Source organism: Spongiivirga citrea, assembly GCF_010671565.1.
GTDB classification, from domain to species: domain Bacteria; phylum Bacteroidota; class Bacteroidia; order Flavobacteriales; family Flavobacteriaceae; genus Spongiivirga; species Spongiivirga citrea.
In genome coordinates this window covers 470,771-486,018 of the sequence record NZ_JAABOQ010000004.1, presented here as the reverse complement: position 1 = coordinate 486,018, position 15,248 = coordinate 470,771, and the positions used below count along the sequence as shown (strand labels likewise).

12 protein-coding genes are annotated in these 15,248 nt (G+C 35.5%); 8 read left to right on the top strand and 4 right to left on the bottom strand.

Annotated elements, in window-relative coordinates:
• Nucleotides 1-181 precede the first annotated feature (181 nt).
• Nucleotides 182-4,273 carry a hybrid sensor histidine kinase/response regulator transcription factor gene (locus tag GWK10_RS11545; protein ID WP_164032519.1) on the bottom strand — a complete coding sequence of 1,364 codons (4,092 nt, stop codon included), beginning with the start codon at nt 4,271-4,273 and terminating at the stop codon, nt 182-184.
• An 88-nt stretch (nt 4,274-4,361) separates the two neighbouring features.
• A complete protein-coding gene (locus GWK10_RS11540; protein ID WP_164032518.1) occupies nt 4,362-4,595 on the bottom strand; it encodes a hypothetical protein in 234 nt (77 codons plus the stop codon).
• Between the two features lie 284 nt (nt 4,596-4,879).
• Between GWK10_RS11540 and GWK10_RS11535 the strand changes: the two genes are divergently transcribed.
• The 8 genes from GWK10_RS11535 to GWK10_RS11500 are packed head-to-tail and all read left to right on the top strand — an operon-like array spanning nt 4,880 to nt 12,547.
• Nucleotides 4,880-5,707 carry an SDR family oxidoreductase gene (locus GWK10_RS11535; protein WP_164032517.1) on the top strand — a complete coding sequence of 276 codons (828 nt, stop codon included), beginning with the start codon at nt 4,880-4,882 and terminating at the stop codon, nt 5,705-5,707.
• A gap of 10 nt (nt 5,708-5,717) precedes the next feature.
• Complete coding sequence (uxuA, locus tag GWK10_RS11530) at nt 5,718-6,911, top strand: mannonate dehydratase (RefSeq protein ID WP_164032516.1); 1,194 nt, start codon at nt 5,718-5,720, stop codon at nt 6,909-6,911.
• A gap of 22 nt (nt 6,912-6,933) precedes the next feature.
• Nucleotides 6,934-7,773, top strand: a complete 840-nt coding sequence (gene kduI / locus GWK10_RS11525) for a 5-dehydro-4-deoxy-D-glucuronate isomerase (RefSeq protein WP_164032515.1) — start codon at nt 6,934-6,936, stop codon at nt 7,771-7,773.
• A gap of 5 nt (nt 7,774-7,778) precedes the next feature.
• A complete protein-coding gene (locus tag GWK10_RS11520) occupies nt 7,779-8,573 on the top strand; it encodes a gluconate 5-dehydrogenase (protein WP_164032514.1) in 795 nt (264 codons plus the stop codon).
• A gap of 36 nt (nt 8,574-8,609) precedes the next feature.
• A complete protein-coding gene (locus tag GWK10_RS11515; protein ID WP_164032513.1) occupies nt 8,610-9,782 on the top strand; it encodes a DUF4861 family protein in 1,173 nt (390 codons plus the stop codon).
• Nucleotides 9,783-9,790: 8 nt separating this feature from the next.
• Nucleotides 9,791-10,765 (top strand): TRAP transporter substrate-binding protein, encoded by a 975-nt coding sequence (locus tag GWK10_RS11510; RefSeq protein WP_164032512.1) that lies wholly within the window; start codon nt 9,791-9,793, stop codon nt 10,763-10,765.
• A 21-nt stretch (nt 10,766-10,786) separates the two neighbouring features.
• Entirely contained in the window at nt 10,787-11,248 is a 462-nt protein-coding gene (locus tag GWK10_RS11505) for a TRAP transporter small permease (protein WP_164032511.1), read from the top strand.
• Between the two features lie 3 nt (nt 11,249-11,251).
• The gene (locus GWK10_RS11500) at nt 11,252-12,547 is read left to right on the top strand and encodes a TRAP transporter large permease (RefSeq protein ID WP_164032510.1); all 1,296 of its coding nucleotides are present in this window, start codon (nt 11,252-11,254) and stop codon (nt 12,545-12,547) included.
• Between the two features lie 18 nt (nt 12,548-12,565).
• Here GWK10_RS11500 and GWK10_RS11495 read toward each other — a convergent pair whose 3' ends face one another.
• Both GWK10_RS11495 and uxaC read right to left on the bottom strand, forming a co-directional pair.
• A complete protein-coding gene (locus GWK10_RS11495) occupies nt 12,566-13,540 on the bottom strand; it encodes a Gfo/Idh/MocA family protein (protein WP_164032509.1) in 975 nt (324 codons plus the stop codon).
• A 15-nt stretch (nt 13,541-13,555) separates the two neighbouring features.
• Nucleotides 13,556-14,959 (bottom strand): glucuronate isomerase, encoded by a 1,404-nt coding sequence (gene uxaC, locus GWK10_RS11490; protein ID WP_164032508.1) that lies wholly within the window; start codon nt 14,957-14,959, stop codon nt 13,556-13,558.
• Nucleotides 14,960-15,248: the final 289 nt, after the last annotated feature.

The following is a 15,248-nucleotide window of genomic DNA, read 5'->3' as shown; positions in this document are numbered from 1 at the left end:
TAATTACAAGACTTAAGATGATTATACAAATCACTAAAAGTATTTCGATAATTACAGTTTTAGTATTATTCGTTTTCACTATTCCAAATGTAAGTAGACGGACTATATCAAAAATTCAAAAAAGGGTATACAATCATCCAGAAATCATAAAAATTCCGTGTAAATAGATGATTTTTGATAATTAGAGAATTTGGTTTTCAGAAAACTTGTTTTGGTAATCTGACGGAGTTTCACCAAATTTTTTCTGAAAACACTTGCTAAAGTACTTAGGGTTTTTGAAACCTACTTTGTAGCTTACTTGAGAGATATTAATTTTATTTTGTTCTAATAACTGTGCTGCACGTTTCATTCTTAATTCATGGATGAATTCGTTGGGGGTGAAATTGGTCCATGCTTTTATTTTAGTAAAAAGAAGGGTTCGACTAATGCCTAACTCAGTACAGAAGTAAGGAATATCAAACTGTTCGTTAGAAATATTATTTTCAACTATTTGAAAAGCTTTTTTTAATAATTGTTCATCAATAGATGATACTGTTATATCGCTTGGCTTCAAATAATTTTCATTAGAAAATTTCTTTTTTAATCTGGATGTTGATTGTAATAAGTTTTGCACTCTTAACTTAAATTCTTTCAAGTTAAAAGGTTTGCTTATATATTCATCAGCCCCACTTTCAAGTCCTTCAAATTTATATACCAATGATGACCTCGATGTTAACAAGACAACTGGTATGTGACTTGTTTTGAGATTTTGTTTTATCTCGGTACAGAGATCTGTACCAACCATTTCTGGCATAATGATATCGCTAACAATTAGATCTGGGACATGCTTAAGCGCTTTTTTTAGTCCAATCTTACCATTTTCGGCCTCAATTACATTGTAGTCCTGATTTAAAAAATCTTTGAGAAATGATCTCAGAGGTTTGTTGTCCTCAACAATCAAAATAGTCTGTTTGTCTTTTTCAACTATTAGGTGATCAAGTCTATTTGCTGCGGTTAAATTATAGTTCTCTAATTGAGATTCATATTGGCTAATATCGTCACTAATCTTGAAGTCTTGCAAAATTTCCCCTTGGGATAAATGCAATTTACCTAATGGAAGTTTTAAGGCAAAAACAGTACCTCTTTGTGATTGATTTTTTACATCAATTGTTCCATGATGGAGGTTAACAATATTTCTAACTATTGACAAGCCAATACCCGTACCTTTGTTATATTCTTCATGAAGTTTGTCATTACCTGGTATTTCAAAAAATCGATCAAAAATCTTGTCCAAGTATTTCTCTGATATGCCAACACCAGAATCTTGCACTTCCACTTCTAAGTGATCATTATTCTTAACGACGTTAATTGTTATAGTGCCACCTTTTGGGGTGTATTTAAAAGCATTAGAAATCAAATTGTAAAAAACACGCTCCAATTTGGCTCTGTCATAGTAAACTAGAATTTCCTGATCTGTAGTGGTAAAATTATAGGTGTAGTTACCTGATTTGGCATACTCCGTGAATGAAAGGTATATTTCTTTTAAAAATTTGACAATATTTCCTTCCGCAGCTCTTAAGTTTAGCTGGTTATTTTCTAGCTTTCTAAAATCCATCAACCTATTAATAAGTTGTAGTAAATGGGTAGCGCTATTTTCAATAACCAAGAGCTTTTTGTATGTTTTGTTACCACCCTTATAATCTTCTAGCAACTGTTGTATTGGACCCAAAATTAAGGTCAAAGGTGTTCGGAATTCATGCGAAATATTAGTGAAGAATTGAAGTTTTGCTTTATTTGTCTGCTCATTTCTTAGATTTTCTATATGCTCTAACTCTAATTCATGCTTCAATTTAGCTTTTGACTTTAAAAAACGAATTAAGAAAAACAACGCTAAACCAATAAGTAGTGCATAAATTGTGAATGCCCACCAGCTTCTCCATGGAGCAGGGAGGACTTCAATTTCGAGTCGAACAACATTCTTATTCCAAACCCCATCATTATTTGCGCCTTTTACTTCAAAAAAATAGGTGCCTGGTTTCTGAATGGTATATGAAGCTTCTGTGTTCGTGGTATTAACCCATTGGTCATCTAAACCCAACATACGATAATCGTACTGGTTGTTTGATGCATTGATGAAGTTAGGAGTTGCAAAAGCAAGGGTAAAGTTTGCTTTATTATATGACAGGGTTATTTTATCTGTAAGCGAAATACTTTTTTTTAAAATCTTTGTTTCATCTTTTACCTTAACTGATTGGTTCATGATTTTGAGATCAGTTAAAATTACCCGTGGCGCATAATCATTTATTATTATGTTTTCTGGATCAAAGAATGAAAGCCCCGATGGCCCACCAAAATACAGGCGATTAGCATTGAGTTTTAGGCACGAATTATCGTTAAACTCACTACTTGACAATCCGTCTTTTTGATCATATATTTTAACATTTTTAGTTTTAGGATTATATTTTACTATTCCTTGATTTGATCCTAACCATAGGTTTTTTTTGTTATCCTGAAGAATTGAGTGTATGGAGTTAATCTGTAAGTCACCTTTTTTTATAATTACTTTTTCGAAAAGGCCATTATTAAATTTGTACAAACCCTTGGCCTTTGTGCCTACCCAGATTGTATGATCATCATCTTCAAAAATGGTCAAAATATCAACTCCCGAGGCTCCTATATTGCTGTAGAAATAATGATTGAAAAGAACATTATTATCCTGAATATCCTCCAATTTAAAGGAATTAAGTCCTTTTTGAGTACCTATCCATATTCGCTCTTCAGAGTCTATAAGAAGGGATCTTATCCGATTATTTGAAAGTGTTAATGGGTCATCAGAATTGTTAGTGAATTGGCGAAAAGTATTGGTTTTTATGTTGTAATGAATTAGTCCGCTTCCAAATGTGCCAAACCACATATTATTTAAATAATCTTTCTTTATAGCGTAAACACCAGATTGTTTTAATATGCGTTCTAACTTCTCAGGAAGTAAATTGGTTAGGACCTTATTGTCTTTGATATCATAGACAACGACTCCAGCATTAAAGGAGCCAATCCACAATTGATCATTATTTATAAAAAGAGACTTTATATTATCACTTGGCACTTTTGGTGTATTGGTTTTATTGATGTAGCTAATATTTTGGAAACTAGGATCGAGTATTGTAATACCGCCTCCCTCAGTACCCAGGTATATATTACTCCTTCTATCGGCAACTATAGAACCTACCACTTTGTAACTTAAAAGGCCTTCTTTAAAATCATTGTCAAAATTTGTGAAGTTGATGTTTGTATCGTCCCATATGGAAACACCACCATAATACTTTCCTATCCAGACAGAACCTTTTTTATCTGTAAAAATGGATTTTACTTTACTTAAATTTTCATTGGTACTGCTCGATATACATTTTAGGCGCCCTTTTGAGTCAAGAATTTTAACACCTTCATATGTTCCAATCCATAGATCATTATTCTCATCAAAATCTAGAGCTCTAACATCTGTGTGTAGATCTTTGTATTCGTTTTGTTCATTAAGAAGCTCAAGCTTTTGCAGCTTTCTATCAAGTTTAAACAAACCAAGATTTTTAGTTCCTATCCAAATAGTGCCATTGTTACTTTCTGCTAAGTCTTGAATATATAACTCTGTTCCTTTTACGTTTGAATTGGCAATTAGATCGAAGTTTAAAAGATTATCAGTCCGGGAATTTAACTTATAGAGGCCTTTGGATGTACCTACCCAAATAGTATTATTTTTAGTTTTGAGTATGCTTAAAATATAGCTGTCTTTAAGGTGTTTTTGACTACTTGTACTATTAATGAAAGAGTTATTATTTGTATTGTAAACAAATAGACCTTTTGATGTTCCAATCCAAATCTCCTCACCAATTTCTTCTAACGCCCAAATTGTATTATCCTTTAGGTTAGAGTTTTTGTCACCATGAAAGAAACGTTTAAAGGTTTTAGTAACCGGATCGTAGCGATTCAATCCGTTATAGGTTCCGATCCAAATTTTACCTTGGGAATCCTCTTTTATTGAAAGAATATCGTCATTACTTATAGATAAAGAGTCGGTAGGATCATTTCTAAAAATTTTAAAACTACTTCCATCATAGAGATTTAGTCCATCTCTGGTTGCAAGCCATATTCTTCCTAATCTATCTTGGTGAATTTGAATTACAGAACTTTGAGATAATCCGTCATTTGAGGTAATACTTCTAAACTTATAGCTCTTGTTCTGGCCATAGGCGTGCGAAGCTATAAGTAGAAATAATAGAAAAAAATAGTGAGTACGACTCATCTAAGGATTATAGTATAGTTTAACAGGTAGGATAAGGAAATCTGTTAAATTAATGGTTTTTTTTACTTTTTATAAAATATTTCAGGAGTTATTTTGAGGGCATTCTATTTTTTAATTGGTAGTTGTACAACGAAGGAATCATCCTAAGTGGAAGTTGTTTTTCACCATTGTGGTAACTAGCATAACTGAAATCTGGTAAGTAATTTTTTGTGATTACCTTTTTATCCATAAGTATTTTTGGAAGTGTCTGTGGGTGTATTATGTTAATACTGAATAATGCAATTAGAATAGATATTTGCTTAGCCTTTACTTCTGAAATCATTTGAATGGTATTGATAAGTAAATATAGAAAGTCTATGGATCGTCATCGTACAAAATCAGGTACATTATTGTACAGTTAGCGGAAATTGATTACAAAAATGAGGTGCAAATGAATTCTTTGTCATAAGTTTAAAAAAGAAGTTTATTTGGCAAGTTTTTTTAAAACTGAATTGATCTAATAAATCATTTTGGTATCCGTTTAAACCTGATAGGGCAGGATACTATAAATTCAGTCAAACAGTACTTTTAAAAAATTGTAGTAATGAAAAGTTGTATTAATAAAAGATGAGCAAAACAGTTGTATTAACGGGAGCCGGTGGAGTATTATGTAGCACTTTGGCCCATGCATTGGCCAAAAATGGATACAAAGTAGCGGTATTGGATCTTAGAGAAGAAGCTGCAGAGAAAGTCGCTAAAGGTATTAACCAAAACGGAGGGAATGCTATTGGTGTTCAGGCAAATGTTTTAGAGATAAAATCACTTCAACGAGCAAAGCAACAAGTTGACAAGGCATTTGGGGCATGCGATATTTTGATTAATGGGGCGGGGGGTAATCATCCTTTGGGAACTACAAGTAATCCTTTTCTAGTAGCCGAAGATTTGATAAATAAAAATGACGAATTCAAGACTTTCTTTGATCTTGATGTAAACGGAATTCAATTTGTTTTTAATCTTAACTTTATTGGTACACTATTGCCAACACAAGTATTTGCAAAAGATATGATCGGTAGAGAAGGTTGTAGTATAATTAACATTTCTTCGATGAACGCATTTACACCACTGACTAAAATACCAGCTTATAGTGCGGCGAAGGCGGCTGTATCTAACTTTACTCAGTGGTTGGCGGTACACTTCTCAAAAGTAGGCGTTCGTGTTAATGCTCTGGCACCTGGCTTTTTCTTAACAGATCAAAATAGAAGCCTATTAACTACAGATGATGGGAGTTTGACACAACGAGGTAATCAAATAATAGAACAAACGCCAATGGGGCGTTTTGGAGAACCAGAAGATCTAATCGGCACAACTTTATGGTTGTGTGGAGATGGGTCAAAATTTGTTACAGGAGTTGTGGTTCCAATAGACGGAGGCTTCGCTGCATATAGTGGCGTATAATTAGTAGATAATGAAGTTACGATTAGAACAAACATGGAGATGGTATGGGCCCAATGACCCAGTCTCTCTATTAGATGTAAAGCAGTCAGGAGCTACAGGTGTAGTGAGTGCCTTGCATCATATCTCTAATGGTCAAGTTTGGCCTGTGGAGGAAATAAAAAAACGAAAATCTGAAATTGAAAAAGTAGGGTTGTCATGGTCTGTAGTTGAAAGTGTTCCGATTCACGAGCATATTAAAACAAGATCTGGAGATTTTGAACTTTATATAGAAAACTATAAGCAAACGCTTTTGAATTTAGGTGAATGCGGTATAGACATAGTTTGTTACAATTTTATGCCTGTTCTAGATTGGACACGAACCAATTTAGACTTTTATGTTGATGACAAATCAACAGCATTGCGTTTTGAAGCATCAGCTTTTGCTGCTTTTGAACTTTTCTTATTAAAACGAAAAGGTGCTGAGAATGATTATAGTGACGAACAGAAAAGGAAAGCTAAAGCGTACTTTGATACAACCTCTTCCGATGATCACAAGCAATTAGTTAATAATATTATCGCAGGACTTCCAGGGGCTGAAGAAGGATACACTTTGGATGAGTTCAATAAAATATTAGATACATATCGCAATATTGGACCTCAAGAACTAAAAAAACATCTGTTTTTGTTTCTATCAGAAATAATACCGGCAGCTGAAAAAGCAAGTGTATTAATGTGTATTCATCCAGACGATCCACCTTATCCTATTCTTGGACTGCCGCGGGTAGTAAGTACTGAACAGGATATCGTTGATATTTACAATGCAGTGGACAGTCCAAATAATGGGCTAACATTTTGCACAGGTTCTTTCGGTGTAAGAGCTGACAATGACTTGGCAGGCATGGTAGAACGTTTGGGGCATCGCATACACTTTATTCATTTAAGGAGCACCAAAAGAGATAATGAGGGGAATTTTCATGAAGCAGATCATTTAGATGGCGATGTAGATATGTATGCCGTAATGAAGGCTTTAGTAAATGAACAACAAGCTAGGTCAGCATCAGGTCGTAAGGATCTTCGTATGCCTTTTAGACCAGACCACGGTCATAAAATGCTCGATGACTTAAATAAAAAAACAAACCCAGGTTATTCAGGAATTGGAAGATTAAGAGGCTTGGCTGAATTAAGAGGGTTAGAATTAGGAATTAGACGATCATTACAACAATAACATAAAATAAGAAACAACGAATATGTCAACTACTTTTGAAACGCGATATGCATCAAGTCCGCAAGCAGTAAAACAATACGACACTAATCAGTTAAGAGATGAATTCTTGATCCCCGATTTAATGCAAAACGGAAAGATCAAATTCGTATATACACACTATGATCGTTATATGGCTGGTGGAGCTGTACCAACTTCAGATTTACGATTAGAAACCATTGACCCTCTAAAAGCGGAGTTTTTTCTAGAAAGACGAGAGTTGGGAATTATTAATGTAGGAGAAGCAGGCAGTATTACAGTAGATGGTGAAACATATAAAATGAACCATAAAGATGCCTTGTATATCGGGAAAGGTGCAAAAGATGTTGTATTTAAAAGTGATGATGCTCAAAATCCTGCAAAGTTCTATATGAATTCTGCACCGGCTCATAAAACCTATCCTACCAAAAAGACGAGTCTTGCTGAAGCGAATAAAATTGAGTTGGGAACCTTAGAAACTGCAAATCATAGAACGGTAAGCCAAATGATTATTGGTGGAATTGTTACAACATGCCAATTACAAATGGGAATGACTGAGCTTAAAACAGGAAGTGTTTGGAATACCATGCCCGCTCATGTTCACGATCGACGAATGGAAATCTACTTCTATTTAGATGTACCAGAAGATCAAGCAGTATGTCATTTTATGGGACAACCACAAGAAACTAGGCATATATGGATGCACAATCATCAGGCGGTAATATCTCCACCATGGTCTATTCATTCAGGTTCGGGAACATCAAACTACACGTTTATATGGGGAATGGCTGGTGAGAACTTGGATTATGGTGATATGGATGTTGCTAAAATTACAGATTTAAGATAGAACGAATGTCAACAAACTTATTCGATATAAAGGGCAAAATAGCATTAGTGACTGGTAGTACACATGGTCTGGGTATGGCTATGGCAAAAGGATTGGGTGCTGCAGGAGCAACAATTGTAGTTAATGGTAACTCATCACAAGAAAAAATTGATCATGCTGTTAAAGAGTATGAGAGCTTAGGAATTAAGGCCATTGGCTACAAGTTTAATGTAGCGAATGAGGATGAGGTCATACACAATATCAAGACCATTGAGGACGAAATAGGTCCTGTTGATATTTTGATCAATAATGCAGGTATCATAAAACGAACACCACTTGTAGATATGGAAGTGGATGATTTTAAGCAGATAATTGATGTTGATCTCGTAAGTCCTTTTATTGTATCAAAGCATGTGGTTAAAGGAATGATGACAAGACGATCGGGTAAGATAATTAATATTTGCTCAATGATGAGTGAGCTAGGCCGCAATACTGTTGGTGCTTATGCGGCTGCAAAAGGAGGTTTAGTGATGCTTACTAAGAATATGGCTACGGAATGGGCACGATTCAACATACAAGTAAATGGGATTGGTCCGGGTTATTTTGCCACTTCTCAAACCGCACCAATACGTGTCGATGGACATCCTTTTAATGAATTCATTGTAGGTAGAACACCAGCTGCAAAGTGGGGAGATCCTGATGATCTGGCTGGGGCGGCTATTTTTTTATCATCAAAAGCAAGTGATTTTGTGAATGGTCATATTCTGTATGTTGACGGTGGTATTCTCGCTACAATAGGTAAACCTTCAAATGAGCTTTAAAGCAACTATTAAACTATTTAAAGTCTAGATGATTTTATGAAATATTGTGTACTAATTGTCGTATTGGCTATCTGTTTTTCATGTAAAGAAAAAGCTCCCAAAGAACTATCTATTGTTGTAAAAAACGAGTTGGCTATAGATAGAGCATTTGAGACAATCGAATTGACGAACAGTCAATTGAGTTCATTGTCATCTAGTTTCTATAAGGTGATTGATGATCAAACAGGTGCGGAACAAATAACACAGCATATTGATAAAGACGAAGATGGAAAAACTGATGTTTTGTTATTTCAACCATCAGTATCGGCTAAAAGCCAAAAAGTATATACGATAATTCCCACCACTAAAGCAGAAATAGACTCGACTAATATTAGGTGTTATTCTCGTTTTGTTCCAGAACGCACTGATGATTACGCTTGGGAAAATAATCGTGTTGCATTCAGAACATATGGGCCTACAGCCCAGAAAATGAAAGAAGAAGGCGTGCCAGGAGGAACATTATCAAGTGGTATGGATGCATGGTTAAAGCGAGTTGAGTATCCCATAATTAATAAATGGTATGAAAAGTATACTTCTGGCGCAGGTACCTACCATGAAGACACTGGAGAGGGGCTGGATAATTTTCACGTCGGTGTTAGTCGCGGAGTAGGAGGAACAGCTGTGAAAGTGGATACAGTCTATTTTATTTCAAAGAATTTTGTTTCCTACAAAACAATAACAAATGGTCCTATTCGTACAAGTTTTATTTTGGAGTACGGTACTTGGAATGCAGGCGAGCTACAGCTAACTGAAACAAAACATATTTCTTTAGATTATGGTCAAAATTTAAGTCGACATACTGTAAATATGAAAGGCGCAGATACCTTATCAGTGGGGATAACACTACATAAAAAGGATGGCGCAATTACTACAAATGAAAAGGCTGGGTGGATGAGTTATTGGGAATCCTTTGACGATTCAGCTTTGGGACAGGGATTTGTTGTTAAAGGCGATTCCTGTTTAATTGGCTTTGACAAGTATATCACAGATCAAAAGGATCAAAGTAATTTATATGCGCACTTACGCTTAAATGATAACAGCATAACCTATTATGCCGGTTTTGGATGGAGAAAAAGTGGTCAGTTTAATAATAAAGAAGAATGGGAGGCTTATTTAAATCAGTTCTCAGAATGTCTAAAAAACCCTTTGATTGTAACCATCAATAATTAAAAAGCATCATGAAATTTAAGAACCTAATAGTATTAGTTTTCCTTTCAAGTATTCTTAATTCTTGTTCACAAACTGAAGGTGCTAAAACATTGCGCTTGGGTCATGGTTTAGATGTAAGTCATTCGGTTCATAAGGCCATGGTAAAAATGGGTGAAGATTTAGATCGTCTTTCTGCTGGTAAGTTAAAGCTCGAGATTTATCCGAGTCAGCAATTAGGAACAGAACGTCAATGCTTAGAATTATTACAGATTGGCAGTCTTGATATGACAAAGGTTTCTGTGGGGGTTTTGGAAAATTTCGCACCCAAAATGAAAGTTTTGGGCTTACCTTTTTTATTCCGTGATCGCCAACACTCTTTTAAAGTTCTTGATGGACCTATCGGACAACAGTTACTTAATGAAGGAGAAAAATATTGGCTTAAAGGACTGGGTTACTACGATGCCGGTAGTAGAAGTTTTTATACTAAAAAGCCGGTTAAAACTCCTGAAGATTTGGCCGGTCTAAAAATAAGAGTAATGGAAAGTGTGACCGCAATGGATATGGTTCGCGGTCTTGGCGGTTCACCAACTCCTATTTCGTGGGGTGAACTGTATACCTCCTTACAACAGGGTGTTGTCGACGGGGCTGAAAATAATCCTCCGAGTTTCTACCTGTCCAGACACTACGAAGTTTGCAAGTACTATACACTTAATGAACATACCATTTTACCCGACGTATTGTTAGCTGGCACTCATCTTTGGGAAAAATTATCTCAAGAAGAACAAGGCTGGTTAAAGGAAGCTGTTGCAACTTCTGTAGTATACCAACGTGAGCTGTGGATAAAAGCGGAAAACGAAGCATTAAAAGCTGTAGAGAAAGCGGGAGTTCAAATTATTCGTCCGGATAAGACACTTTTTTCTGATAAGATTAAAGATTCATTTGATAAGTATAAAAAAGATGAATCATTCTACAAGTTGATACAAGAAATCCAGTCTATACAATAAACCTAACCCAAAACTAATCACATGCAATTAAGAAAAACCATTGATAAGATTCTTGTCAATTTTTTGGTCATTATTATGACAGTAATGGTCATAAATGTACTTTGGCAGGTCGCTAGTAGGTTCATTTTAGGCTCTCCCAGTTCTTTTACCGATGAGTTGGCTCGTTATTTAATGATATGGATAGGTATTTTGGGTGCAGCATATGTTTCTGGACGAAATATGCATGTGGCTATCGATGTATTGCCTAGACGCTTTAAACAACCGACTCAAAAACGTTTAATGTTAGTCGTTAGAGTATTAATAATACTTTTCTGTTTGGTCGCTATGGTAATTGGGGGTTCAAGATTAGTTTATATTACCTATGTTTTGGGTCAAAATTCACCAGCACTTCAAGTACCACTAGCGCTAGTTTATTTGGTCATTCCAATAAGCGGCATTCTCATCATCTTTTACAAAACTTCAGACATCTTAAAAAAAGAATAGACCATGGAATATGTACCTATACTCATATTAGTACTTAGCTTTGTATGTCTTCTTGCAATTGGTACACCAGTTGCTTGGAGTATTGCTATTTCATCGCTATTAACACTTCTGGTTAGTATTCCTATTTTGCCTGCAGCTACAACAGTTTCACAACGAATAGGAACGGGATTAGACAGTTTTGCCCTCTTGGCAATACCCTTATTTATTCTTTCTGGAGAACTCATGAACAAAGGTGGTATAGCCCATAGACTCATAGCTTTTGCCAAAACATTGGTAGGAGCACTTCCAGGTGGTTTAGCCTTAATCAATGTTATTTCAGCCATGTTAATGGGTGCAATTGCAGGTTCTGCTATGGCCGCTGCTTCTGCAATGGGTAGCATTTTAGGACCTGAAATGGAAAAAGAAGGTTATTCTAAAGAGTTTGGAGCAGCAGTGAATATTACCGCAGCAACAACAGGCTTGGTAATTCCGCCTAGTAATGTTTTAATTGTATACTCATTGGCCAGTGGTGGTGCTTCTATAGCGGCTTTATTCTTGGCGGGTTATATCCCAGGGATTCTTACTGGACTATTTCTTATGATCGTTGCATCAGTATGGGCAAAGAAAAAAGGGTATAAAACGGGTAAGCGCAGTAGTTTTAGAGAGGTATTTAAGACTTTTGTTGATGCCTTGCCCAGTCTTTTTATGCTAGTTGTTGTGATAGGTGGTATAGTTACAGGTATTTTTACTGCGACAGAAGCATCGGCTATAGCAGTACTGTACAGCTTTTTATTAGGTCTTTTTTACAAAGAAATAACGCTGCCTAAAATGCCTCAAATCCTCTTAGATTCTTCTGGTACTACGGCGATTGTAATGCTATTGATAGGTGCTTCAATGAGCATGTCATGGGCATTGAGCTATGAAAACATACCTCAGGAAATAAGTGCCGGACTTTTGGCTTTAAGTGACAACCCTATTGTTATTCTTTTAATTATTAACCTGATTCTTTTGTTTGTTGGCATATTCATGGACATGACTCCAGCTGTACTAATATTCACACCAATTTTTTTACCTGTAGTTACTGAGCTAGGACTAGATCCGGTTCATTTTGGGATTATAATGGTACTTAATTTATGTATAGGACTCTGTACACCACCAGTTGGGTCGGTGCTTTTCGTTGGTGTTGGTATTGCTAAGACATCAATAGAAAAGGTGGTAAAACCTTTACTGCCTTTATTTGTCGCAATGATTTTTGCTTTGTTTTTGGTTACCTATTTTCCAAGTTTAAGCTTATGGTTACCTAGACTATTCGGGTTCTAGGAAAGTGTTCCAACTGTTCTAGCGACCACATAATTGATCGATGCCTTGCATGACTAACAAGCCTTCTTGTGCAGAGCAAGGATTTTTTTCTTTTCCTAAGAAATAATTCACAACAGCTTCAATCATTGGCTGTTGAATGTGTTTTGGGTTTTTAAAACGAAAAATTTGATCAGATTTTTCGCTTAAAAGATGCACTTCTTCTCCATAGAAATAAAAACGTATACTACCCTTGGTACCATAGATTATGCATTCATCTTTTTTATCTTTTTCTGTGGCGACAAAATTCCAGATGCCCCTGAATTGTATTCCATTTTTAAAGTTGATGATACCATTAACAATGCTTTCAACCAAATCTTGGCCATTTTCTGTTATGGAAAATGCTTCAATTTTATCGAAAGGGCCAAAATAATGATACATTAGATCAATTTGATGTGGAGCCAGATCATGGAAATAGCCACCTCCTGAAATCTGCGGATTTAACCTCCAATTATCGACAGTATTGGCAATAATTGTTGATTTAATAGGCTGCAATATTTGGATGTCGGCAACAAGCACTTTCCCAATTACATTCTGTTTTAGTAATTCTTTCACCTTCACAAAAGCGGGCAGTTTGCGGCGGTAATGAGCAACGCTTAACTTACCAGAACTGTTGTTGACAGCTTCGCAGATAGTTTCAGCTTCTTTAGCGTTTAAAGCCATAGGTTTTTCTAAGTAAACATTTTTGTCGGCTTTCAATGCTCTTAATGCATATTCAATATGCGAAGAGGGAGGAGTTGCTATATAAATTGAATTAATAGTGTCATTCTCCAGAAGAGCATCGACCGAATCATACCACTGGGAAACCTTATGTCTTATAGCATAATCTTGTGCCTTGCTTTTATTTCTGCGCATTACTGCTACAAGCGTCGACTTTGGGATTAAATTAAAGGCAGGACCACTTTTAACTTCTGTGACATCACCACATCCGATAATTCCCCATCTTACTTCATGCATGACATTTTTTTCTAATTACGTGAAATCGAAATATTCTTTTGCATTGTAATAACAGACATTGCTTACTAATTTACCCAATAGTTTTTCATCCTTAGGAAGTTCTCCGTTTTCGACATCTTTTCCAATGGAATTACATAAAATACGCCTAAAATATTCATGTCTAGGAAAGGAAAGGAAACTACGAGAATCGGTTAACATGCCTACAAAGCAACTTAAAAGGCCAATGTTAGACAGGGTGTCTAGTTGCTTTTCAATGCCATCTTTTTGATCTAGAAACCACCAAGCCGCTCCATATTGAACTTTTCCTTTAATTGTGCCATCATTAAAATTTCCTGCCATTGCAGCAAAGATTTCATTGTCAGCTGGATTTAGGTTGTACACAATGGTTTTTGTTAGTTGATCTGAACTATCCAAATGGTTTAAAAAGTCACTCAATCCCCTTGCTTGCGAAAAATCACCAATCGAGTCAAACCCTGTGTCAGGACCTAAAGTCGATAACAATCGTTTATTATTATTTCTGATCGCTCCAAGATGAAATTGCATCACCCATTTTTTTTCATGGTAATACCTACCAAGATGCAATAGCGTGTTTATTTTGTAAAACTGCACTTCTTTTTCAGTTAATTGTTTACCGTTTAGTAGCTTCTTAAAAAGAATTTCACTATCAAAGGCATTTTCACTAAAACTATACAGCCTTTCCAACCCATGATCGGCAAGACGACCACCTGCATCATGAAAGAAATCTATCCTGTTTTTTAGGGCGCTTATAAGATCTTGGTAGCTGTCAATTACAATTTCACTTGCCGAAGCAAGTTTTTCTATATACAAAATGTATGTTTTGGAGTCCTCAACTGCATACGCTTTATCTGGCCTAAAGGTTGGAAGTGTTTTTGGGGTCGTTTTTTTTTCTTGAACTAAAAAGTGGTGTTCAAGACTATCTATTGGGTCATCTGTTGTACAAACAACTTCAACATTTTGTTGTTGAAGTAACCCTAATGTATGGTGGGAAGACTCTTGTAAGACTGATGAGGTTTTTTCATAAATTTCCTCAGCATTGTCTGAATTCAATAAATGATTAAGACCAAAATATCTTTGTAACTCAAGATGTGTCCAATGATAAAGTGGATTACGAAGTGTATTGGGCACAACAGCTGCCCATTTTAAGAATTTTTCCTTATCTGATGCGTTTCCAGTGATATATTTCTCGCTAACCCCAAATGCCCTCATTGCCCGCCACTTGTAATGATCACCTGCAAGCCATACTTGACTTATGTTTTCAAATACGTGATTCTTAGCAATTTCCTTTGGAGGTAAATGATTATGATAATCTATTATTGGTAGTTCTTTAGCATAATCATGGTATAGCGTTTTTGCAAAATCATTTTGTAATAAAAAATCATTGGTGATAAATGTCTTCATCCTAATATTGTTGTTAACTACGAAGTTTTTTGATCAACTTAAGCGCACCACTGACGGTGTTTTTTTAACTGTTGTAATTGTCTTCCGAATATTTAAGCAATCGATAAAATACATAGAAACTAGTAGTTTGCAAAAATCTTAGAAAGTCAAGGGGAGATAATCGTAGCATGATCCCCCAACACATTATTGTTTTTTTATTATTTGACTTTAAAGAAATACTATTGGATTCTATTTTGAAATATTTCCTTATCTAAAGTAGTTATTAGTCAAGATAAAATGATCCGTTTTG

Coding starts and splice junctions, on each gene's coding strand:
- GWK10_RS11545 (WP_164032519.1), bottom strand. CDS start 4,273: ATGAGTCGTACTCACTATTTTTTTCTATTATTTCTACTTATAGCTTCG.
- GWK10_RS11540 (WP_164032518.1), bottom strand. CDS start 4,595: ATGATTTCAGAAGTAAAGGCTAAGCAAATATCTATTCTAATTGCATTA.
- GWK10_RS11535 (WP_164032517.1), top strand. CDS start 4,880: ATGAGCAAAACAGTTGTATTAACGGGAGCCGGTGGAGTATTATGTAGC.
- uxuA (WP_164032516.1), top strand. CDS start 5,718: ATGAAGTTACGATTAGAACAAACATGGAGATGGTATGGGCCCAATGAC.
- kduI (WP_164032515.1), top strand. CDS start 6,934: ATGTCAACTACTTTTGAAACGCGATATGCATCAAGTCCGCAAGCAGTA.
- GWK10_RS11520 (WP_164032514.1), top strand. CDS start 7,779: ATGTCAACAAACTTATTCGATATAAAGGGCAAAATAGCATTAGTGACT.
- GWK10_RS11515 (WP_164032513.1), top strand. CDS start 8,610: ATGAAATATTGTGTACTAATTGTCGTATTGGCTATCTGTTTTTCATGT.
- GWK10_RS11510 (WP_164032512.1), top strand. CDS start 9,791: ATGAAATTTAAGAACCTAATAGTATTAGTTTTCCTTTCAAGTATTCTT.
- GWK10_RS11505 (WP_164032511.1), top strand. CDS start 10,787: ATGCAATTAAGAAAAACCATTGATAAGATTCTTGTCAATTTTTTGGTC.
- GWK10_RS11500 (WP_164032510.1), top strand. CDS start 11,252: ATGGAATATGTACCTATACTCATATTAGTACTTAGCTTTGTATGTCTT.
- GWK10_RS11495 (WP_164032509.1), bottom strand. CDS start 13,540: ATGCATGAAGTAAGATGGGGAATTATCGGATGTGGTGATGTCACAGAA.
- uxaC (WP_164032508.1), bottom strand. CDS start 14,959: ATGAAGACATTTATCACCAATGATTTTTTATTACAAAATGATTTTGCA.